We start from the raw sequence: 20903 nt of genomic DNA, 5'->3' as shown, positions 1-20903 counted from the left end.
AACCTCTCGATCTCTTGCCGGACCAGATTAGACTGCCGCCGACATGCGGGTCCAGTCCCCGCGCGCGAGCCCTTGCCAAAAGCGCCGCATCAGCAGCAGCGCAGCACAGGTCAGCCCCGCAACCAGACCCAGCCACAAGCCGGCCGGGCCGATTCCGGCCAGAAAGGCCAACCCATAGGCCACGGGCATCCCGACCAGCCAATAGCTGATGGCGGCGATGATCATCGGCATGCGGGTATCTTGCACCCCGCGCAAAAGCCCAAGCCCGATCACCTGCATCGCATCCATCAACTGAAACAGCCCGGCATAGAACAAAAGTCCCGCCGCAATGCCGATAATCGCCGGAGTCTCGGGGTGGGCCGCATCCAGGTAGAGGCCGACCAGCTGGCGCGGGAACAGTTCGAAAACCGCCACCGCCAGCATGGCGATGACCACCGAGACCGCCGTTACCGTAATCCCCGCGTCGCGCATCCCCACCGCATCGCCCCGGCCCCGGGCCTGCCCGATGCGCACGGTCGCGGCATTCGACATGCCCAGATGCAGCATGAAGGTGATCGAGGCGAGTTGCAGCGCGATGCCATGCGCCGCAAGTTCGCGCGTGCCGATCCAGCCCATCATCACGTTCGAGCCGACGAACAATCCGCCCTCGGCCACCATGGTCAGGCCGATGGGCAGACCCAGCAGAAACACGGTCCGCATCTCAGCCCAGTCGGGACGCCAGAACCTTTGGAACAGGTGGTATTTTCGCGCGACGGGCAGCCACGCGGCATAGGCCGCGATGGCCAGAAGCTGCGAAAACTGCACAGCAATGGCGGCAATGGCAGCGCCGCGAACCCCCAGCGCCGGCGCACCCAGATTGCCAAAGATCAGCACCCAGTTCAGCGCGATCACCAACGGCAGCCCGGCCAGAGTGATCCACAGCACGACATGCGGCCGCTCCATCGCGGCCAGATAGCTGTTGAGCGTCAGTTGGCTCAGCACCGCGACCAGCCCGAAGCCGGCGATGCGCAGGTAGTCCTGCGCCAGCCGCGCCACCACTGGCTCTTGTCCGATTGCCAGAAGGATCGGCTCGGAATGCCACATCGCGGGAATGACCGCCACGGCAAAGGCAATCGACAGCCACAGCGCCATCCGAGCCGAGCGGCGCACCTCGACCTCGTCGCCGCGCGCGATGGCGGTCGCGATCAACCCCATCACCCCGATTCCAAAGCCCATGCCAAGAAAGAACAGGATGTTGAAGAAAGACACCGCGATGACCAGCGCGGCCAGTTCCTCGACCCCGTACCAGCCGACCATGATGGTATCGGTGACGTGAATGGCCATGCGGGCCAGATGGCTGCCAACCAGAGGCAGGCCGAGCGCGAGCGTCGCGCGCAGATGAGGGACGTAGCGGCTGTAAGTCATGGCCCTGCCTTATCCTTAGGCAAAGGCGGCGGCAAGTCGTCACGGGGGCGGGCCCTCAGGGCCGGATCTCGACCTCGGTGCCGATGCCGGCATGGGCAAAGATTTCCTCGACCTCGGCATTGGTGACGGCGATGCAACCGGCGGTCCAGTCGCCCTTGACCCGATAGCCGTCCGGGACCTGATTGGGCTGACCATGGATCATGATGTCTCCGCCCGGGCTTATGCCGGCCTGACGCGCCGCCTGTCGGTGCCGGGGCTGCGGATAGTCGATGCCCATGGACAGGTGATAGGCGCTTTGCCGGTTCAGCCGGTCGATGCGAAAGATGCCCTCGGGGGTGCGCCCGTCGCCTTCGCGGCTCTTGTCGCCCTCGGGCGAGAAACCCAAGGCGATGCTGAAGGTGCGGGGCGGTCCGTTTTCCTGATAAACCGTCATGCGGCGCGCCGCCTTTTCGACCAGGATGCGCTGAACCGGCGAGGCGATGGGGGTTTCGGGCCGCACCGGCGGAGGCTGGAAAATCGGCGGCAGGGTGATGCGCGGCAGGCGAAACTCGGGCAGACGCGGCCAGTGCCAGCCCTCGGCGGCAGGCCGTGAGGGCTGGACGGGTGCGGGCTGCGGCGCCCATATCAGCCACAGCGCCCATAAAGCCGCCACAAGGCAAAGCGCCGAGAAAAGCCCGCCCAACCGTTTCATTGCAGGTCGCGGAACGCCTCTTGCAGGCGCGCGACGGCCTCGGCCACGCGGGCACGCGGGGTGGCGATATTGAAGCGCAGGAAATCCTCGCCCCCGGAGCCGAAGGTGCCGCCGTGGTTCGCGGCGATACGGGCGCCCTGTTCGACACGGCGCGTGAACTCGGCCCGATCCATCCCTGTGCCCGAAAAATCGACCCAAGCCAGATAGGTCGCCTGCAAGGACATCGAGCGGATGCCCGAAATCGCATTCACCCCTTCGTCGAACAGCCGCCGGTTGCCGTCCAGATATTCGACCAGCGCATCGACCCAGACCGCGCCCTCGGGCGAATAGGCGGCGGCGACCATGTCCGGCCCGAACAGCCCGGGCGAAATCCCCAGCGCCATCAGCCGGCCCTGCAGGCGCTTTCGCAGCCCCTCGTCCGCCACGATCAGGTTGCCGATATGGGCGCCGGCGATGTTGAAGGTCTTGGTCGCGGCAGTCAGCGTCACCAGACGCGGCACCATGTCGGGCGCGACCGTAGCCAGCACCGAATGGCGCGGACTGCCGGGCATGACCAGATCGTGGTGAATCTCGTCCGAAATCAGGATCAGGTCATGGGCGGCGCAGAAATCCGCGACCTCGCGCAGTTCCTCGGCGCTCCAGACCCGGCCGCCGGGGTTGTGGGGCGAACACAGGATCAGCATCCGTTCGCGCCCCGTCAGCAGGCGCGACCAGTTTTCCCAGTCCATGCGATACTGGCCGTCCCGGATCGCCAGCGGAAACTCGGCCACCTCGCGCCCCGAGGCGCGGATGACACGGGCAAAAGCGTGATAGACCGGAGTCATGACGATCACCCGGTCGCCCGGCTGGGTAAAGGCATCGACGCAAACCGCGGTACCGTTGACCAGACCATGCGCGGACAGGATCCATTCGGGCTGGATTTCCCAGCCGTGGCGATGCGCCATCCACCAGCGGATCGCCTCGGTATAGGCGCGGTTCGTGCCGGGATAGCCATAGACGCCATGTGTCGTCAGTCCCTCGACCGCGCGCTGGACCGCGGCGGGGGGCCGAAAATCCATGTCCGCCACCCACATGGCAATGCCGTCCTGGGGCGAGACGCCATAGATGGCCTGCATGTCGTCCCATTTCGAACATGCGGTGCCGGTGCGGTCGATGATCTCGTCGAAGTCGGGTTGCGCCATGGTTCCCTCATTTTCCGTTCGCAGGCAGCATAGCGGCTTGTTGCGCAAGGCCAAGGCTTGCCCTAGATCACGGGCATGACATTGCGCAATATCATTCTCCATCCCGATCCCCGGCTGAAAAAGCCATGCGAGCCCGTGGCCCGCATCACGCCCGAGATCGAAACCCTGGCAGCAGACATGCTGGCCACCATGTATGACGCGCCGGGCGTTGGCCTGGCCGCACCACAGGTGGGCGTTCTGTCGCGTCTTTACGTCATGGACTGCGAAAAGGACCCCGAGGCGCCGCACACCCCGCTTGTCATGGTCAACCCCGAGGTCACCTGGACCTCGGAGGCGCTGAACACCTATGAGGAAGGCTGCCTTTCAATCCCCGAGCAATATGCCGACGTGACCCGGCCGGCCGAGGTCAGGGTGCGCTGGCTGGGCCTCGACGGCAAGACGCATGAACGCGAGTTCGAGGGGCTATGGGCGACCTGTGCCCAGCACGAGATCGACCACCTCGACGGCAAGCTGTTCATCGACTACCTCAGCCCGATCAAGCGGCAGATGATCACCCGCAAGATGGTCAAGCTGAAGCGTGAGCGCACCCGTGCCTGAACCGCTGTCGGACGAACAGATCGCGCATGCCCCGCAAGGGCCCGATCTGGCGCGGCTGGCTGAACAAGGGCATATCCGCCCTGTCCTGATCCATCCCCACCCGACGCTGCGCCACATCTGCAACCCGGTCGGGCGGCTGGACTGGAGCGAGGTTTCACGGTTGGCAGCGGACCTTCTGGCAACCATGTATGACGCCGGGGGCCGTGGCCTTGCCGCGCCGCAAATCGGCGAAACCTTTCGTATCTTCGTTATGGATTCGGGCTGGAAAACCGGCACGCCCTGCCCGCGCGTGGTCCTGGACCCCGAGATCGCCCCCATGGGTGGCGAGGTCGAAACGGTCGAGGAGGGTTGCCTGTCGATCCCTGACCTACCGGTGGCGATGACGCGGGCAACCACGATTTCCATGCGCTGTTTCGACCTGACCGGTGCATTGCAGCTTCTGACGCTGACCGGGATCGAGGCACGCATCGCCCAGCACGAGGCGGATCACCTTGACGGCCGGCTGATCCTTGATTCGCTGCCAGATCCCGAAAATACCGACACACGTTAAACCTGTCTTAGGTATTTGCCGCTAAGCCGGGGCAGATGACGCTGCCGGGGTGCCTTTTGTCCGTTCTGTTCGCATTTCTGTGCTTGCTCGCCGGTTTTTGGATGGATGGGCGGCTATCTGTTACAAGCCTGACCGGGGGTGAGGGTTTTCGCAAGATCTGGTCAGCCCTTGGGCAAGGATTCTCCTTGCAGGTCCGGCACGATGCCGGGCTGTCGGAAAGCCCGGGGCGGATTTACCTTTATCTGCCTCCGTGATAGCCGGGACGGCATTCTTGCCAAGGCTGCCTGATGACCATTCGCCTCTTCCTGCCCTATGCAGATCGCCGGCTGCATATGCCCGCCCAGCCGGTGCCCGCGATCACCGAAACCGTGCGGATGATCTGGGACGACATGATCGCCACGATGGAGGCGATGCCCGGGGTCGGTCTGGCCGCACCGCAGATCGGCATCATGCAGCGGCTGGCGGTTGTCGATGCCTCGGAAAAGCGCGGTCAGGCGGTGCGCATGGCCAACCCCGAGGTGCTGCATGCCAGCGTGCAGTTGCGCCCCCATGAAGAGGCAAGCCCGAATCTTCCCGGCGTCTCTGCCCGGATCGAACGGCCCCGCGCGGTCACCGTCCGTTTTCTGAACGCCGACGGCGAAGTCGAGGATCGCGATTTCGTGGGACTTTGGGCGACCTCGGTCCAGCACCAGATCGACCACCTCAACGGCAAGCTTTATGTCGACCACCTGTCCCCCTTGCGCCGCAAGATGCTGGTGGCGAGATCGGCCAAGCTTTCGCGCCCCTGACACTGCGGCGATCCTGAGTCTTTTCTTTGTCACGGCAGCGGCCTACCTTCGAACGCGAACGGCGCATAAGGAAACCGGCCTTCGGTGACCCCGTGCCCGCGCAGCCGCGCCGGGCGTCCCGTTCGTGCTGAAACCTGCCCGCCCGTCGCGCGGGCCTAGCGAGACGGTAGGACATGATTTTTTCCGTACTACCCCTGCTTGTCGGACTGGTGTTTGCCGCCGCGTCGCTTACGCCCTCGCTGATCCCGAGGGATTGGCTGATGCAGGGGCTGCTGGTCGGGGGGTCCCTGGCGGCGGGCTATGTGATCACCCAGTTCGTACTGGCACTGTGGCGCGCGCTGGAGCTGCCGGTGCTTAAGGGCCGGCCGGCGCGCATCGCCCATGCCCTGCTGGCCGTGCCGGTGCTGGTGGTGTTCGGGCGCGGCGTGATCTTGTCGGGCGTGTGGCAAAACAGCATCCGCAGCCGCATGGGCATGCCGGATCTGGAGGTTAACAACACCGCCAAGATGCTGCTGCTGGCGCTCGTGGTGTTTCTGCTGCTTTTCGTGATCGGCAAGGCAATCGAGGCACTGTTCCACCTGCTGCGGTTGCGGCTGGCACGCTATATCCCGGCGCGCAGCGCCAATGTGCTGGGCCTGTTGCTTGCGGCGCTGATCGTGGTGACGCTGACCCGCGACGGAGTGGTGAACGGAGCGATGCGCATCGCCGACGGCTCGTTTGTCGCGGCCCAGCACCTGACCGATCCGAACGTCGCCCCGCCGACCGAGCCCTGGCAATCGGGTTCGGCAGTCTCGAACAGCGTCTGGGACCTGATGGGCAAACCGGGGCGGGATTTCGTACTGGGCGGGCCGCGCGCCTCTGCCATCTCGGCCTTTACCGGCCGCCCGGCCAAGGAACCCTTGCGGATCTATATCGGCCTTGCACAGGACAGACAGCCTGAAGCCCGCGCGCAACTGGCATTTGCCGAAATGCTGCGCGTCGGGGCCTTCGACCGCAAAGTGCTGGTGGTGGCAAGTCCCACGGGCACTGGCTGGATGGACCCGGCCAGCTACGACGCGCTGGAATACATCCATGGCGGAGACGTGGCGACGGTGGCGGTGCAATATTCCTATTTGATGAGTCCGCTGGCCCTGATATTTGAAACCGAAGCCGGCCTTGACCAGATAACGGCCCTGATGCGCCTGGTCTATGAACACTGGCGCCACCTGCCAGCAGAACAACGACCCCGGCTGTATCTGCACGGGATTTCGCTGGGGGCGTGGTCCTCGATGCACTCGTTCAACCCGTTCCAGATGATGAATGAGCCAGTCGACGGTGCTTTCTGGGTCGGACCACCCTTCCCCTCGACGCTATGGCGGCAGGCCAATGCAGCGCGCCTGCCCGGCAGTCCCTTCGTCCTACCGGAAGTGGATGACAGCGAGGTGATCCGCTATGCCAGCCAGTTCCAGCCCCCAGACCGCTCGGGCCGGCCATGGGGGCGGTTGCGCATGCTGTTCCTGCAATATGCCAGCGATCCGATCGTGTTCTACGACCCCACCTCGCTGTGGAGAGCGCCGGAATGGATGCGCGAGCCGCTGGCGCCCGACGTCTCGCCGCGGCTAAGCTTCACGCCCGTCGTGACACAACTGCAACTGACAGTGGACATGCTGGTCTCGACCTCGGCACCGCCGGGCTTTGGCCATACGTATCACGCCCACGACTATATCGACGGCTGGATCTCGGTCACCGACCCCGAAGGTTGGACAGCGACCGAGACGGAGCGGCTCAAATCGATCTGCGGTCAGAACGGAAAATACGGATGCGAAAATCGCTGACCGTCGCCCTGACAGTGCTGGGGGTTCTGGTACTGGCGTTGGTGCTGAACACGGCGCGCAACTATGCCGGCTGGCAGCCCGACACCGATACGCCGGCCGAACGGCGGGCCCGGTTGGAGCCGCATTGGCGCCTGATTTCGCCTGACGGCCCCGGCCCGCACCCCGCCGCCGTGCTGCTTTCTGGCTGCGACGGGGTCTATGACAACATGGACTATTGGGCGCAGGAATTCGTGGCCATGGGCAGGGCGGCCCTGATCCTTGACAGCCACGCACCGCGCAATCTGGACAAGGCCCAAGCCTGGCGCGCAATCTGTGCCGGGCAGGTCCTGCCGGGAACCGAACGCGCAGGCGATCTGGCCGTGGCGTTGACGGCGCTGCGCGGAATGCCGGGCGTCGACGCGTCGGATGTCGCGCTGCTTGGTGCCTCGCACGGCGGCTGGACAGTAATGGAGCTCTTGCGTCAACTGGGCGAGAGCGAACCGCCTCCGGGCCTGACCGCATGGCCCGCCCCGCCCGAAAGCCTTGCCGCGCAGCTTGGGCCGGTCGTGCTGCTTTATCCCTATTGCGGATTGCTGAACACGGCCGACAAGGGACCATGGCCGGATAATATTCAGGGGCTGATGCTGCTGGCGGAAGAGGATTCGATCATCGATTCCGAAGCCTGCCGGCAGATGGCCACCGAAATGGCCGAACATGGCGCGCAACTGGCGGTCAAGACCTATCCGGGCATCAATCATGGGTTTGACCAGCGCGAACACTCCTTGCTTTCGCCGCTGGAGTTCGACCCCAAGGCGCTGGAGCAGGCGACCCGGGACATCCGCAGCTTCATGCAGGGTTTTGCCGCGCCGCCGCCCGGGATATGAGACCCGGAACAAGGAGAGCAGCGATGCGCGTCATTTTCATGGGCACACCCGATTTCTCGGTCCCTGCGCTGCGGGCCATCGCCGCGAAGCATCAGGTCATCGCGGTTTATTCCCAACCGCCGCGCGCCGCTGGGCGCGGGCAAAAACCCCGCCCCTCGCCCGTGCATCGCGCTGCCGAGGAGCTTGGCCTGCCCATCCGCACACCCGAGCGGTTGAAATCGCCGCAGGATCAGGCAGATTTCGCCGCGCTTCAGGCTGATGTGGCGGTGGTCGTCGCTTACGGGCTGATCCTGCCGCAACCGGTGCTGCAGGCGCCGCGTCTGGGTTGCCTGAATCTCCACGCCTCGCTTTTGCCACGCTGGCGTGGCGCGGCGCCCATCCACCGCGCGATCATGGCCGGGGATGCGGAAACCGGCGTCGCCATCATGCAGATGGAGGCAGGGCTGGACACCGGCCCGGTACTGGCCGAGGCGCGCACCGCCATCGGGCCCGGGGACACCACCGCCGACCTGCACGACCGGCTGGCCGAAATGGGTGCGGCGCTGATCACCGGGACGCTGGAACGCCTGCCCCTGCCCGCCCAAGCGCAGCCGGAGCAGGGCGTGACCTATGCGCACAAGATCGACAAAGCCGAGGCACGCATCGACTGGACTCGCCCTGCGATGCAGATCGACCGGCAGATCCGCGGGTTATCGCCCTTTCCCGGTGCCTGGTGCCTGATCGGGGATGAGCGGGTAAAGCTGCTGCGCTCGCGTCTTGTCGCTGGTTCGGGCATCCCCGGGACGGTGCTGTCCGGCTTTACCATCGCCTGCGGCGAGAATGCCGTCGAGGTGCTGGAGGCACAGCGCCAGGGCAAGCGTCCCATGCCAGCCGCCGAAATCTTGCGCGGTATGTCTCTGCCCGATCGGCTTGACTAACCTCACTGTAGCAAATTCGCCACAACCAGCAGTTGACGTACGGCCAGCGGGCTGTTTCGGTCAACCTCATGTTAATCTTTGCCTGTCAGACCGGTTTTCGAGAGCATTTCGATCCGGCGGTCCTGAAAAGGGAACGATTATGGCGAATATTATGGAAAGTCCGCTTCGTGTAATGGCCGATCACTGGTGGGTGCCGCTGATACGCGGCATCGCCGCGATCATATTCGGGCTGATGGCGCTGGTCTGGCCGGGGCTGACCGTCTTTGTCCTGCTGGTGGTCTTTGGGTGTTATGCGATCTTCGACGGGGTGATGTCGATCATTCTGGGCTTCTGGCGCAGGTCCTCGGACGAACGCTGGTGGGCTTGGGTGCTGGACGGCGTGTTGTCGATCCTCATCGGCCTGATGGCGCTGTTCTGGCCCAAGGCGATGGCGCTGGCCTTTGTCATCTGGATGGCCGCATGGGGGGTGGTCACGGGCGTCTTGCGCATCATCGCCGCGATCCGCCTGCGTCATGAGATCGAGGGGGAATGGGCGCTGGCACTCAGCGGTGTGTTGCTGGTGGTCTGGGGCGTCCTGATGGCGCTGGTGCCAAAGGCGGGACTGCTTAGCATTGCCTGGCTGATCGGCACCTTCGCCCTGCTGATCGGCGTGGCGATGATTGCGCTGGCCTTCCGCCTGAAAGGGGCAAAAGGCATCTAGGTGCCGCGTGGCTTGGCCCTTGTGGTCGGGTCGGCCTCAAGCGGGTTTTCCGGCCAGGGATGGCGGGGGTAACGCCCGCGCATGTCCTTTCTGACCTCGCCATAGCCGCCCGTCCAAAATCCCGGCAGGTCGGTCGTCACCGCAATCGGCTTGCCGCCCGGAGACAGCATGGTGATGCGCAACGGCCGGCCGCCGATAACAGGGTGGCGCGCAAGGCCGAATAGTTCTTGCAGTTTCAACTCGACCGAGGGCGTCTCGTGGTCATAGTCGATGGGCACCTTGCGACCCAGCGGCGTTACGAAATGCGCCGGCGTCGCCTCATCCAGCCGGCGCTGGCCGTCCCAGCCGATGCGCGACTTCAGCGCCTCGGTCAGATCCAGCGCGCGCAGATCGGCCAGCGTCCGCGCGCGGCCCAGCCAAGGCAGCAGCCAGTCCGGGTCCGCAAGCAGGCTGTCGTCATCGACCGGCCCCAGTTCCGGGACCAACGCGATACGCGCGCGCAGCCGCGCAGCGCCGGGTGTCCAGTTCAGCCCGTTCGCACGAAGCCCTTCAAAGGCCGCACGGGCCAGCGTCTCGGCGGCGGGATCGTCCAGCGCCCGGTCGGCCAGCACCAGCGCACCGAAGCGTTCCTGCCTGCGGGCAATGACACGATTGTCGCGGCGCGACCATTCCACGGTCTCGATGGTGCCGATGCGGTTGGGGAATAGCGCGCGGACCTCATCCTCATCCACGGCGACGGCCATGCGGATGCGGGCCTCTCGCGTGTCGCCATCAAGGTCGGTCGCCACGATCAGCCGTTGCGCGGCCAGCGCATCGCCTTCGGGCAGCACCGCCCCGTTGCCGCCCGACAGCACATAGCGCGGCTGATCGCCCTTGCGACGCAGGCCGATACGGTCGGGATAGGCCAGCGCCGCCATGGCACCCGGCGACAGTGCAGAACCCGATGATTCCGTGGCGGGCGTCATGCGGCGCAGGCGCTTTGCCTCGTCGCGGATCCGGTGCAGGGCGCCAGCGTTGATCGGCCAGGGATGGCGGTCCTGATAGGCTCTGGTATCGCGGATCGCTGCCAGCCGCAGGGTCAGGTCGGTCGGCGCCCCTGTCAGCGGGTCGCGTTCGGCCAGCAGCGCCGCCAGATCGGCAGCCGCCCGCCCCGCGCTGACAAGCATATGCGCCAGCCGGGGATGCAGCGGCAACGGGGCCAGCCTGCGGCCATGCGCTGTAATGCGGTTGTCGCTATCCAGCGCACCAAGGTCGTGCAAAAGCGCCCGCGCCTCGGCCAGCGCCGCTTCGGGTGGCGGGGTCAGAAAAGCAAGATCGCGCCCGTCCGAGCCCCAGATCGCCAGCTCCAGTGCCAGACCGGCAAGATCGGCCACGGCGATCTCCGGGGGGGCAAAGGCGGGCAGCGCGCCCTCTTCAGCACGCGCCCACATGCGATAGCAGATGCCCGGGGCAACACGGCCGGCGCGGCCCCGGCGCTGTTCGGCCTCGGCACGGCTGACGCGCTCGGTCACCAGCCGCGACATGCCCGAACCGGGATCGAAGCGCGCCCGCCTTGCGCGGCCCGCATCGACCACCACCCGCACATCGGGAATGGTCAGCGAGGTTTCCGCGATCGAAGTCGCCAGCACGATCCGCCGCCGCCCACCGCCCGAGGGTTGCAGGGCCGCGCGCTGCGCCTTGAAGTCCATCGCGCCGAACAGCGGCAGCACCTCGGCATCAAGGTCCAGCATGGCCTGGACGCGGCGGATCTCGCCCTCGCCCGGCAGAAAGGTCAGGATGGTGCCGCCGGTGTCGCGCGTCGCGGCTTCGGCCTCGGCGATCAGCCGCGCCGCCTCGGGCACCAGCCGGGCGCCTGCCGGTAGCGGCCGGCCCAGCCAGCGGGTCTCGACCGGAAAGGCGCGCCCGTCCGAGCGGATGACGGGGGCGCCATCCAGCAGCGCCGCGACCGGCTCTGCGTCCAGCGTCGCGGACATGACGACCAGCGCCAGATCGGGGCGCAGGGCCTGCCGCGCCTCCCACGTCAGGGCAAGGCCCAGGTCGGCATTCAGGCTGCGTTCATGGAATTCGTCAAAGATGACGCAGCCGATGCCCTCCAGCGCGGGATCGGACTGGATCATCCGGGTCAGGATGCCCTCGGTCACGACCTCGATGCGGGCGCCAGCCACCGCCTCGCCGCGAATGCGATAGCCGACGGTCTGGCCCAGCACCTCGCCCAGCGTCTCGGCCATGCGTTCGGCAGCGGCGCGGGCGGCAAGGCGGCGTGGCTCCAGCATCAGGATGCGGCCTTGAATGACGGGCAACAGCGCCAGCGGCACACGCGTGGTCTTGCCCGCGCCGGGCGGCGCCATCAGCACGGCGCGGCCATGGGCGGCAAGCGCCTGGGTCAGTTGCGGCAATACGGCGTCGATGGGCAGTTGCATTCCCGCCTTATGGCAAAGCCGCCACGGCGGAGAAAGCCCCCGCCGCTTCCCATGCCCAAAAGGCGTCGTCAACGTCAGCCGGGGCGCAACCCCTGGGTCGAACCGACCTCGATACGCTGATCGGCAGCCGCGGCACGTTGCGGCGCTTAATCCAGCCCCTACACATCCGCGTCGGCTCTGCCTATCTTGACCGGGCCAAAGCGAGGGACGGAATGGGTATCGCCGACGATCTGATGCAGGGTCTGGGAATATCGGACCCGGTGATCCGGCTTGGGGTGACGGGGCTGTCGCGTGCAGGCAAGACCGTCTTCATCACCTCGCTGGTGGCCAATCTGCTGGACCGGGGCCGGATGGCGGGCCTGCGGGCCGCCGCCGATGGCTCGCTCAAGGCAGCGTGGCTGCAACCCCAGCCCGACGACACCGTGCCGCGTTTCGATTATGAGCGGCATCTGGCGGCGATGACCGGCCCCGACCCGCATTGGCCCGAGGGCACGCGCCACGTCAGCCAGTTGCGCCTGTCGCTGCGGGTGCAGCCGCGCGGACTGGTTGCGGGACTGCGGGGCCAGCAGGTGCTGCATCTGGATATCGTGGACTATCCGGGCGAGTGGCTTTTGGACCTGCGTCTGATGGACCGGGATTTCGACCAATGGTCGCAAGAGGTACTGGATCGCATGTCCGGCCGCCCCGGTGCCGACAGCTTCCTTGCCGCACTGGCCGGAACCGATCCGGCCCGGTTCGACGAAACCGCCGCGCAGGCGCTGGCCACCACCTATACGCGCCACCTGCATCTGGCGCGCGAGGCGGGCTGGTCTGACTGCACCCCCGGCCGCTTTCTGATGCCCGGAGAGCTTGACGGCTCACCCGCGCTGACCTTTACCCCCCTGCCGCACGACATGCGCGCAACGCCCTTGGGCCGCGAGTTCTCGCGCCGCTTCGGGGCCTATAAGTCGCGCGTGGTAAAGCCGTTTTTCCGCGATCATTTCGCCCGCATCGACCGGCAGGTGGTGCTGATGGACGTGCTGGGCGCAATCCACGCCGGCCCGCGCGCCGTCGAGGACATGCGCCGCGCCATGGCCGACATCCTCAGTGCCTTTCGCCCCGGCCGGGCGGGTTGGCTGGCGCAGCTGTTGGGCTCGCGCCGGGTGGGGCGCATCCTGTTCGCCGCGACCAAGGCCGACCACCTGCACCACATCCAGCATCCGCGCCTGACCGCGATCACCGCCGCCATGTTGCGCGATGCTCGCGATCGCGCCGATTTCTCGGGCGCGCGAACCGAGGCCATGTCCATCGCCTCGCTGCGCACCACCACCGAAGAGATGATCCGGCAGGACGATGACGAACTGCCCGCCGTGCGCGGCACATTGATGGATGGGCGGCAGGCGGCCTTTTATCCGGGCGAGTTGCCGGCCAATCCGGCCGAGTTGCTGGTGCCGGCAAGTCAAGGCGCAACACGTTGGCTGGATGGCGATTATGCGATCATGGATTTTGCGCCGGCGCCGCACACGCTGCGTCCGGGCGACGGGCCGCCGCATATCCGGCTGGACCGCGCGGCCGAGTTCCTGATCGGCGACAGGATATAGGAGAGCGCCATGGCTGAACCTCCGAAACGGCGCGGACCTGTCCTGCTGGAGATGAGCGCACAACCCGGCGAGTCCCGGTCCGAAGCATCGACGAGACCCGCCTCCGAACCTGCCGCCGCACCGCCGGGACACGACCAGCGAAACCGCAAGGCGCCACGGGCGGAATGGCGCGAGGATGAAGCCGCGCCCTCGCCCGCCGATGCGCCGATGATCGACGATGGGCTGGCCTCGCCCCTGCCGCAGCCGCGCACCATGCAACTGGTCGCGCGTCTGGTGGGGCGCGGACCGTCGCGGCTGACGCGGTTCTTCATCAATACCGGCGTCGCCTTGTTCACATTCCTGCTGTCGGTGGCCGCGCTGCGCTATCTGACCGATCTGCTGAACAGCTATCCGCTGCTGGGCTGGATCGGCTTTGCGCTGATGGTGATGTTCTGTCTGGCCGCGCTGGGGATGGCGTGGCGCGAATATCGCGCTTGGGCACGCTTTGCCGCCATTGATGGCATCAACCGAGAGGCAGGCGCGGCGCTGGCCTCCAGCGACCTGAAGGCGGCACAGCATGTCGTGGACCGGATGGAGAGCCTTTACCGCGCGCGGCCGGAACTTGAATGGGGCGTGAGCCGGCTGCGCGAACGCAAGGCCGATGCCTATGACGCCGAGACCTTGATCGCGCTGGCGGAAACCGAATTGCTGGCCACGCTGGACCAGCAGGCCCGGCGCGAGATCGAGGCCGCCGCCCGCACCGTCGCCGCCGCCACCGCGCTGATCCCGCTAGCGCTGGCCGATGTGATCGCCGCGCTCGCCGCCAACCTGCGAATGATCCGCCGCATGGCCGAGATCTATGGCGGCCGTGCCGGCGCCGTGGGCGGCTGGCGGCTGGCGCGCACGGTGATGACGCATCTGATCGCCACGGGCGCCGTCGCAGCCGGCGACGACCTGATCCACACCGTCGCAGGGGGCGGGCTGCTGGCCAAGGTGTCCCGGCGCTTTGGCGAAGGCGTGGTCAACGGGGCACTGACCGCCCGCGTCGGCATCGCCGCGATGGAGGTTTGCCGGCCATTGCCCTTTATCCACCAGCCACGGCCGAAGGTGGGCAATCTGGTCGCGCGAGGTCTAAAGGGGCTGTTCGGAGAGGACGCGGCAAACTAGCCGCAGATTGCGCGGGTGTCGGGGTATTTGGGCAACGAAGAAGATCGGGGCGGTTCTTTACCTGCCCGATCCGGCGTATTGAGGTGGTATGAGATCGCGTCGCTTTGCCCTGTCGCTGATGGTCGCCGTTCTGGTCCTGAGTCTGGGAGCAGGCGTCCGGGATCGCTTTGACGATTGGGTCAGAGCGACCGAATTGCCGCGGCTGGAAGTTCCGGTGGGCGTCGAGGTGTTGGCGCGCGACGGTTCGCTGCTGCGGGCGTTTCAGGTTGCAGATGGACGTTGGCGGCTTGACGCCGGGCCGGTCGATCCGCTGTTTCTGGCTATGCTCGTGCTATGGGAGGACCGGCGGTTTTCACGCCATGCCGGAGTGGATGCGTGGGCGTTGCTGCGGGCGGGTGGTCAGGCACTGCGGCACGGGCGGGTGGTCTCGGGCGGCTCGACCCTGACCATGCAGGTCGCACGGCTGATCGAAGAGGGACCAACCGGGCAATGGTCCGGCAAGGCCCGGCAGTTGCGGCTGGCGCTGGCATTGGAAAAGCGGCTGGAAAAGCGCGAGATCCTGGAGCTTTATCTGCGCCTTGCCCCCTATGGCGCCAATGTCGAGGGCATCCGCGCGGCATCCCTGCAATGGTTCGGCAAAGAGCCGAGGCTGCTGAATCCCGCGCAAGCCGCGCTGCTGGTCGCCCTGCCGCAATCACCCGAGACGCGCCGGCCGGACCGGTTTCCCGAAGCGGCAAAGGCCGCGCGGGACCGGGTTCTGGCGCATGCGGCGACGGCGGGGCTGATCTCGGACGCCGATGCGCAGGCAGCGATGACCGAGCCGGTGCCACGGGCCCGCCGGGCATTTCCCGCGCTTGCGCCTCTGCTGGCCGCACGCCTGCTGCGCGAGCATCCGGGCGCGGCGCGGATCGAGACCACCATCGACCCGCGCTTGCAACGCCGCGCCGAGGATCTGGCCACGCGTGCCGTGCGCGGCGCCGGGCGGCGGCTTTCGGCGGCGGTGGTTCTGGCCGATCACCGCACCGGAGAAATCCTGGCCGAGGTCGGTGCGGCGGACTGGACCGATGGCGCCTCAAGCGGGTTCGTGGACATGGCGCGGGCCTGGCGCTCGCCCGGCTCGACGCTGAAGCCCTTTGTCTATGGGCTGGCGTTCGACGACGGGCTAGCCCATCCCGAGACGCTGATCGAGGACCGGCCGACCGCCTTTGGCCGCTGGCAGCCCCAGAACTTCGACCACAATTTCCGCGGCACCGTCAGCCTGCGGAATGCGTTGATCTGGTCGCTGAACATCCCGGTGGTCAAGCTGGCCGAGGCGGTCGGGCCGAACCGCATCAATCAGGCGCTGCGTCGCGGCGGGGTCGAGTTGCGCCTGCCCGGCGAGACGGCGGGCCTTGCTATCGTGCTGGGCGGCGCGGGTGTGACGCTGGAAGGGTTGACCGAGGGTTACGCGGCCCTGGCGCGCGGTGGACGAGGGGTCAGGCTTTCGCCGCTGCCCGGCGCAAGCGAGGAACGGCCTGTGCCGATGTTCGGCCCCGTCGCCGCATGGCAGGTCGGCCATATTCTGGGCCAGAACTCTGCCCCGCATGGCGCACGTCAGCGCCCGATGGCTTATAAAACCGGCACCTCTTACGGGCATCGTGATGCCTTGGCGGTAGGCTATGACGGGGCGCATGTGGGGGCGGTCTGGCTGGGGCGGCCGGACGGAACACCCGTGCCCGGCGCTTTTGGCGGCGATCTGGCGGCGCCGGTGCTGTTCGACCTGTTCGACGCCCTGCCCTCGGTGGCCCTGCCGCCGCCCCCGCCCCAGGCATTGACCCTGCCCAACAGTGCCCTGCCCTTGCCGCTGCGTCGCTTTGCACCTGCCGGGCGGGCCAGCGCCATGGCTGCAAGCCCCGTCAGCCCCGATGCATTGCGCCTGACCTATCCGCCAAACGGGGCCGAGGTGGAGGCGACTGGCCCGCTGACGGCCAAGGCGAGGGGCGGTCGCGGGCCCTGGACCTTTCTGCTGAACGGCGCGCCTGCCGCCATCGCCCAGCCGCAGCCCATGGCCAGCCTGCCCAATCCCGGCCCCGGATTTGCCGAATTGACGGTTATCGATGCCGACGGGGCCTCGGCAACTGCGGCAATCCGGCTGCACTGACGCAATTTGAACGTCTCTTCATCCGCTTGACCTTTTCTTAGCCGGGCTTTGCGCCATATTCGCACCATGCTTCGCATCACCGACCAGATCACCATTCAGGAATGGGAGCTGTCCGAACAGTTCACCCGGTCCCAGGGACCGGGCGGTCAGAACGTGAACAAGGTCGAGACCGCCGTCGAACTGCGGTTCGAGGCCGAACGCTCGCCGCACCTGTCCGCTCCGGTCAAGACCCGGCTGCGTCGGCTGGCCGGACGGCGCTGGACGCAGGATGGCGCTGTGCTGATCCGGGCCGAGGAAACGCGCAGTCAGGCCCGCAACCGCGAACTCGCGCGGGAGAGGCTGGCGGAACTGATCCGCCAGGCGCTGGTCGCGCCCCGCAAGCGCATCCCGACCCGCCCCACGCTGGGCAGTCAGCGACGCCGGTTGGCCGCCAAGACCCAGCGCGGCGACGTCAAGGCGATGCGCGGCCGCATTCGCGACGCGGAGGACCCGGCATGATCGTCGCATTCCGCGAAAAGCTGGCCCGGCTGATCGGCCGCCGCCCGCCCGATATGCAAGTCGCCGCGCTGTGTCTGAATGGCACGACCGGCGAAGTGTTGCTGGTGACAAGTCGCGGCACCGGCCGCTGGATCGTGCCCAAGGGCTGGCCGATGGCCGGCCGCACCCTGGCCGACGCCGCCCGTCAGGAAGCATGGGAGGAAGCCGGCGTCAAAGGACGTGTCGGCGAGGCCGAGATCGGCCGTTATCATTATGACAAGGATCAGGACCGCGGCTTTGCCATCCCGGTCGAGGTGCGGGTCTTTCCGCTTTACGTAGACGAGTTGAAACAGAACTTTCCCGAAGCGCATGAGCGCATACGCCGCTGGTTCGCGCCCGAGGACGCCGCCCGTTTGGTCGCCGAGACGGGGCTGAAGCAAATCCTGCACCGCCTGCCCGCGCCCAGGCAGCACCCGGCATGAGGCGCAACCACCGCGAGTTCCGCACACTCGACAAGGACCTGAGCCGCATCACCAACACCGAACGCGCGGTGCTGCATTCCGCGCGCCCGGTTTTGCGGCTGGGGCTGGCGCTGATCTTCATCGCCGCCGCCAGCTATATCGGCACCGGCTTTTTTGCAGGCCAGCCCGGGTTGGGGATTCTGGCGGCGAGCATGGCGGTCGCCGCCTATCTGGCGCTGTCGATCGGTGGCAACGACGTGGCGAACGCCCTGGGGCCCGCCGTGGGTGCAGGCGCCATCGGCATGACCAAAGGCCTGTTGCTCGTCGCCGTGATGGAGGTGCTGGGCGCGGTCATCGCCGGCCGCGCGGTTACCACCACATTGACCGAAGGGCTGGTCGGCAGCACGCTGGGCGAGGGTGAGGCGACAGCACGGATGATGCTGGCGGCCCTGCTTGCGGCGGGCAGTTGGATCAGCCTTGCCACCTGGCTCGACGCGCCGGTCAGCACCACGCATTCCGTAGTCGGCGCCATCGCGGGCGCGGGGCTGGCGACCTTTGGCCTTGGCGCGGTGAACTGGCCCTCCATGGCATTGATCGCGGTTGGCTGGATTGCCTCGCCCTTGGTTGCGGGACTGATCGCGGCGGGGATGATGGCGCTTTTGCGGGTGCTGGTCGCGGATCGCGAGGATCGCGTGGCCGCCGCCCGCATCTGGATGCCTGTGATCGTGGGGTTAGCCTCGTCCATGTTGGCGGGAATGGCCGAGTTGGCATGGCATGGCTGGGGCTGGGCCACGAATGCGGCGCTGATGCTGGTCTGCGGCGCGCTTGGCTGGCTGTATACCCGGCGGCGCATCGATCGCCAGTTGCGCGGAAAGATCAGCGGGCGGCTGTCGATGAGGCAGTTGCTGGCGGTGCCGCTGGCCGCCACGGCGCTGGTCATGGGTTTTGCCCATGGCGCCAACGACACCTCGAACGTGGCCGCGCCGCTGACCATTATCCTCGACAGCCTGTCGGCGGGGGGCGAGGACGATCTGCGCGCCCGGCTGGTTCTGCTGCTGGGCGGTCTTGGCATCGCGCTGGGGGTTTTGCTGTTCGGGCGCAGGCTGGTGCATATGGTGGGCAGTCGGATCACCCGGCTGAATTCGTCCCGCGCACTTTGCGTGTCGCTGGCAACGGCATCGACGGTGCTGGGTGCATCGCTTCTGGGGCTGCCGGTTTCAACCACGCATGTCGCGGTGGGTGGCGTGTTCGGTGTCGGCTTTTATCGGGAATGGCGCGACCGGCGGCTGACGGGCGGCCAAGCCCCTCTGCCGGTCGAGGAGCGCCGCCGCCGCCATCTGGTGCGCCGATCCTATATGCGGATGATCCTGGGGGCCTGGCTGGTTACCGTGCCCGCAGCCGCCGCTCTGGCCGCCGTGCTGGTCTGGGTCGGCGGTTTCTAGACGCACCGCCTTTCCCAATCACTGTCGTCAGGCCCGGCGCAACCCCGCCTCACCCGCCGCGCGGGTCTCGGAAAGGGTGGCGCCGGTGCTCAGCGCCTCGGGGTCAAGCATCAGCTCCAGCACCGCCAACGTGCCTGCCGCCTGAGCGCGCGCGAAAGCGTCGGCAAAGTCCTCTTGTCGCGCCACCACCTCACCATGCCCGCCATAGGCCCGCGCCAGCGCGACAAAGTCGGGATTGGCCAGCGCCGTGCCTGAAACACGGCCGGGATAGCTGCGTTCCTGATGCATGCGGATGGTGCCGTAATGTCCGTTGTTCGCCACGATGACGATGACGGCGGCACCATGCTGGGCGGCTGTCGAAATCTCGTTCACGGTCATTTGCAAACATCCGTCACCCGCCATGCAGACCACGGCGCGATCAGGATGCTGCAATTTGGCGGCGATTGCTGCGGGCAGGCCGTAGCCCATCGACCCCGAGGTCGGCGCAAGCTGCGTGCCCCAGCGGCGATAACGATAATAGCGGTGAACAAAAGCCGCGTAATTCCCGGCGCCGTTGGTGATGATCGCATCCGGCGGCAGGTGATCGGAAAGCCAGCGCACCACCTGCTCCATCCGCACCGCGCCGGGGGTGGGTTTTGGTTGCTGCCATGCCTCGTAAGCGGCGCGAAGCTCGCCCGTCCAGCCGTCCCAGCGCCGGGGCGCGGGCAAAGCGGCCAGCGCCGCCACCACCGCACGCGGGTCCGCCACCAACCCCGGATCTGGCCGCCACAGATGCCCCAGTTCGTCGGGCGAGGGATACACATGGATAACCCGGGCATGCGGCCGCACCGGGTCCATCAGGTCATAGCCCCGCGTCAGGGTGTCGCCCAGCCGCGAGCCAAGCGACAGCACGCAATCCGCCTGCGATAGCGCCTGCCCCAGCACCGGGTTCATGCCGACCCCCAGATCGCCGACATAGTTCGGATGTGCATTGTCCATGTGCCCCTGACGGCGAAAGGGCACGGCGACCGGCAAGCCCCAGCCTTCCGCGAAACGCGCCAGATCGTCGGCGGCCACCTGCGACCACAGCGTCCCGCCCGGCACGACCAAGGGCCGCTCGGCCCCCGCCAAAGCCTGCGCGATGGCCGCGACGGATTCCCCGGCAACCGCAGAAAGCGGCGCGGCAGCGGGCAGCAGATCGGGCACCTCGGCCCGGGATGCGATCATATCCTCGGGCAGCGCCAGCACCACGGGACCGGGCCGACCGGACATCGCAAGGTGGAAAGCGCGGCTGACATATTCCGGGATGCGCTCAGTCTGGTCGATCTGGGCAACCCATTTCGCCAGCGGACCGAACATGGCGCGGTAATCAACCTCTTGGAACGCCTCGCGGTCGCGGTCGGATTGCGCAATCTGGCCCACGAACAGGATCATCGGTGTCGAATCCTGCCGCGCCACATGCACGCCCGCGCTGGCATTGGTGGCGCCCGGACCCCGGGTGACAAACACCACCCCCGGCCGGCCGGTCAGCTTGCCGTGCGCCTCGGCCATCATCGCAGCACCGCCCTCTTGCCGGCAGACGACGTTCTGGATGCCAGATGCATAAAGCCCGTCCAGCACCGCCAAAAAGCTTTCCCCGGGAACCGAAAACACCCGCCCGACCCCGTTCGTCTTCAGCGCATCGACCAGAATCTGTCCACCGTGCCGCATCGCCACCCCACCTTCCCATCTTGCTTTTCTTTCCCGAACAGTC

General features: G+C 67.0%; 18 protein-coding genes. 13 read left to right on the top strand and 5 right to left on the bottom strand.

Annotated features, from left to right (window positions below; genetic code table 11):
* Positions 1 to 27: 27 nt before the first annotated feature.
* Genes JWJ88_RS02395 through JWJ88_RS02385 form a run of 3 tightly spaced genes read right to left on the bottom strand, consistent with a single transcriptional unit; the run spans position 28 to position 3276 of the window.
* Positions 28 to 1404: an MATE family efflux transporter gene (locus tag JWJ88_RS02395; protein ID WP_205294528.1), complete on the bottom strand. Its 1377-nt coding sequence runs from the start codon at positions 1402 to 1404 to the stop codon at positions 28 to 30.
* Positions 1405 to 1459: 55 nt separating this feature from the next.
* A complete protein-coding gene (locus JWJ88_RS02390) occupies positions 1460 to 2095 on the bottom strand; it encodes a L,D-transpeptidase family protein (protein ID WP_205294527.1) in 636 nt (211 codons plus the stop codon).
* Positions 2092 to 3276 carry a MalY/PatB family protein gene (locus JWJ88_RS02385; protein ID WP_205294526.1) on the bottom strand — a complete coding sequence of 395 codons (1185 nt, stop codon included), beginning with the start codon at positions 3274 to 3276 and terminating at the stop codon, positions 2092 to 2094. The genes JWJ88_RS02390 and JWJ88_RS02385 overlap by 4 nt, the downstream gene beginning before the upstream one ends.
* A gap of 75 nt (positions 3277 to 3351) precedes the next feature.
* On the opposite strand from JWJ88_RS02385, the gene def (JWJ88_RS02380) reads away from it, so the two are divergent.
* The 7 genes from def (JWJ88_RS02380) (at position 3352) to JWJ88_RS02350 (ending at position 9505) form a co-directional block, all read left to right on the top strand.
* Entirely contained in the window at positions 3352 to 3873 is a 522-nt protein-coding gene (def, locus tag JWJ88_RS02380) for a peptide deformylase (protein ID WP_205294525.1), read from the top strand.
* Complete coding sequence (locus JWJ88_RS02375; protein ID WP_205294524.1) at positions 3866 to 4423, top strand: peptide deformylase; 558 nt, start codon at positions 3866 to 3868, stop codon at positions 4421 to 4423. Before def (JWJ88_RS02380) ends, JWJ88_RS02375 begins: the two co-directional genes overlap by 8 nt.
* Before the next feature lie 287 nt (positions 4424 to 4710).
* Complete coding sequence (def, locus tag JWJ88_RS02370; protein ID WP_205294523.1) at positions 4711 to 5211, top strand: peptide deformylase; 501 nt, start codon at positions 4711 to 4713, stop codon at positions 5209 to 5211.
* A 173-nt stretch (positions 5212 to 5384) separates the two neighbouring features.
* The gene (locus JWJ88_RS02365; RefSeq protein WP_240200176.1) at positions 5385 to 7025 is read left to right on the top strand and encodes an alpha/beta hydrolase; all 1641 of its coding nucleotides are present in this window, start codon (positions 5385 to 5387) and stop codon (positions 7023 to 7025) included.
* A complete protein-coding gene (locus JWJ88_RS02360; protein ID WP_205294522.1) occupies positions 7010 to 7888 on the top strand; it encodes a dienelactone hydrolase family protein in 879 nt (292 codons plus the stop codon). Before JWJ88_RS02365 ends, JWJ88_RS02360 begins: the two co-directional genes overlap by 16 nt.
* 23 nt (positions 7889 to 7911) lie before the next feature.
* Positions 7912 to 8805 (top strand): methionyl-tRNA formyltransferase, encoded by an 894-nt coding sequence (gene fmt, locus JWJ88_RS02355; protein ID WP_205294521.1) that lies wholly within the window; start codon positions 7912 to 7914, stop codon positions 8803 to 8805.
* A 151-nt stretch (positions 8806 to 8956) separates the two neighbouring features.
* Complete coding sequence (locus JWJ88_RS02350) at positions 8957 to 9505, top strand: HdeD family acid-resistance protein (protein ID WP_205294520.1); 549 nt, start codon at positions 8957 to 8959, stop codon at positions 9503 to 9505.
* Here the strand turns inward: JWJ88_RS02350 and hrpB are convergent.
* On the bottom strand, positions 9502 to 11925 hold the full coding sequence (hrpB, locus tag JWJ88_RS02345) for an ATP-dependent helicase HrpB (protein WP_205294519.1): 2424 nt from the start codon (positions 11923 to 11925) through the stop codon (positions 9502 to 9504). The genes JWJ88_RS02350 and hrpB overlap by 4 nt on opposite strands.
* Positions 11926 to 12137: 212 nt before the next feature.
* On the opposite strand from hrpB, the gene JWJ88_RS02340 reads away from it, so the two are divergent.
* The 6 genes from JWJ88_RS02340 (at position 12138) to JWJ88_RS02315 (ending at position 19171) form a co-directional block, all read left to right on the top strand.
* Complete coding sequence (locus JWJ88_RS02340) at positions 12138 to 13505, top strand: YcjX family GTP-binding protein (protein ID WP_205294518.1); 1368 nt, start codon at positions 12138 to 12140, stop codon at positions 13503 to 13505.
* Positions 13506 to 13514: 9 nt separating this feature from the next.
* Entirely contained in the window at positions 13515 to 14651 is a 1137-nt protein-coding gene (locus JWJ88_RS02335) for a YcjF family protein (RefSeq protein WP_205294517.1), read from the top strand.
* An 88-nt stretch (positions 14652 to 14739) separates the two neighbouring features.
* Entirely contained in the window at positions 14740 to 16791 is a 2052-nt protein-coding gene (gene pbpC / locus JWJ88_RS02330) for a penicillin-binding protein 1C (protein ID WP_205294516.1), read from the top strand.
* 66 nt (positions 16792 to 16857) lie between these two features.
* The gene (arfB, locus tag JWJ88_RS02325; RefSeq protein WP_205294515.1) at positions 16858 to 17289 is read left to right on the top strand and encodes an alternative ribosome rescue aminoacyl-tRNA hydrolase ArfB; all 432 of its coding nucleotides are present in this window, start codon (positions 16858 to 16860) and stop codon (positions 17287 to 17289) included.
* Positions 17286 to 17750: an NUDIX hydrolase gene (locus tag JWJ88_RS02320; protein WP_205294514.1), complete on the top strand. Its 465-nt coding sequence runs from the start codon at positions 17286 to 17288 to the stop codon at positions 17748 to 17750. The genes arfB and JWJ88_RS02320 overlap by 4 nt, the downstream gene beginning before the upstream one ends.
* Positions 17747 to 19171: an inorganic phosphate transporter gene (locus JWJ88_RS02315; RefSeq protein ID WP_205294513.1), complete on the top strand. Its 1425-nt coding sequence runs from the start codon at positions 17747 to 17749 to the stop codon at positions 19169 to 19171. The genes JWJ88_RS02320 and JWJ88_RS02315 overlap by 4 nt, the downstream gene beginning before the upstream one ends.
* Before the next feature lie 27 nt (positions 19172 to 19198).
* Here the strand turns inward: JWJ88_RS02315 and JWJ88_RS02310 are convergent, their stop codons facing one another.
* Positions 19199 to 20860, bottom strand: a complete 1662-nt coding sequence (locus tag JWJ88_RS02310) for a thiamine pyrophosphate-binding protein (RefSeq protein ID WP_205294512.1) — start codon at positions 20858 to 20860, stop codon at positions 19199 to 19201.
* Between the last annotated feature and the right edge of the window lie 43 nt (positions 20861 to 20903).

Source organism: Paracoccus methylovorus, from assembly GCF_016919705.1.
Taxonomy (GTDB): Bacteria; Pseudomonadota; Alphaproteobacteria; order Rhodobacterales; family Rhodobacteraceae; genus Paracoccus; species Paracoccus methylovorus.
This window is presented reverse-complemented; position numbering and strand designations above follow the sequence as displayed.

Excerpts from the sequence above, each read along its gene's own strand:
- JWJ88_RS02395 (WP_205294528.1), bottom strand. The coding sequence starts at position 1,404 with ATGACTTACAGCCGCTACGTCCCTCATCTGCGCGCGACGCTCGCGCTC.
- JWJ88_RS02390 (WP_205294527.1), bottom strand. The coding sequence starts at position 2,095 with ATGAAACGGTTGGGCGGGCTTTTCTCGGCGCTTTGCCTTGTGGCGGCT.
- JWJ88_RS02385 (WP_205294526.1), bottom strand. The coding sequence starts at position 3,276 with ATGGCGCAACCCGACTTCGACGAGATCATCGACCGCACCGGCACCGCA.
- def (WP_205294525.1), top strand. The coding sequence starts at position 3,352 with ATGACATTGCGCAATATCATTCTCCATCCCGATCCCCGGCTGAAAAAG.
- def (WP_205294523.1), top strand. The coding sequence starts at position 4,711 with ATGACCATTCGCCTCTTCCTGCCCTATGCAGATCGCCGGCTGCATATG.
- JWJ88_RS02365 (WP_240200176.1), top strand. The coding sequence starts at position 5,385 with ATGATTTTTTCCGTACTACCCCTGCTTGTCGGACTGGTGTTTGCCGCC.
- JWJ88_RS02360 (WP_205294522.1), top strand. The coding sequence starts at position 7,010 with ATGCGAAAATCGCTGACCGTCGCCCTGACAGTGCTGGGGGTTCTGGTA.
- fmt (WP_205294521.1), top strand. The coding sequence starts at position 7,912 with ATGCGCGTCATTTTCATGGGCACACCCGATTTCTCGGTCCCTGCGCTG.
- JWJ88_RS02350 (WP_205294520.1), top strand. The coding sequence starts at position 8,957 with ATGGAAAGTCCGCTTCGTGTAATGGCCGATCACTGGTGGGTGCCGCTG.
- hrpB (WP_205294519.1), bottom strand. The coding sequence starts at position 11,925 with ATGCAACTGCCCATCGACGCCGTATTGCCGCAACTGACCCAGGCGCTT.
- JWJ88_RS02340 (WP_205294518.1), top strand. The coding sequence starts at position 12,138 with ATGGGTATCGCCGACGATCTGATGCAGGGTCTGGGAATATCGGACCCG.
- JWJ88_RS02335 (WP_205294517.1), top strand. The coding sequence starts at position 13,515 with ATGGCTGAACCTCCGAAACGGCGCGGACCTGTCCTGCTGGAGATGAGC.
- pbpC (WP_205294516.1), top strand. The coding sequence starts at position 14,740 with ATGAGATCGCGTCGCTTTGCCCTGTCGCTGATGGTCGCCGTTCTGGTC.
- arfB (WP_205294515.1), top strand. The coding sequence starts at position 16,858 with ATGCTTCGCATCACCGACCAGATCACCATTCAGGAATGGGAGCTGTCC.
- JWJ88_RS02320 (WP_205294514.1), top strand. The coding sequence starts at position 17,286 with ATGATCGTCGCATTCCGCGAAAAGCTGGCCCGGCTGATCGGCCGCCGC.
- JWJ88_RS02315 (WP_205294513.1), top strand. The coding sequence starts at position 17,747 with ATGAGGCGCAACCACCGCGAGTTCCGCACACTCGACAAGGACCTGAGC.
- JWJ88_RS02310 (WP_205294512.1), bottom strand. The coding sequence starts at position 20,860 with ATGCGGCACGGTGGACAGATTCTGGTCGATGCGCTGAAGACGAACGGG.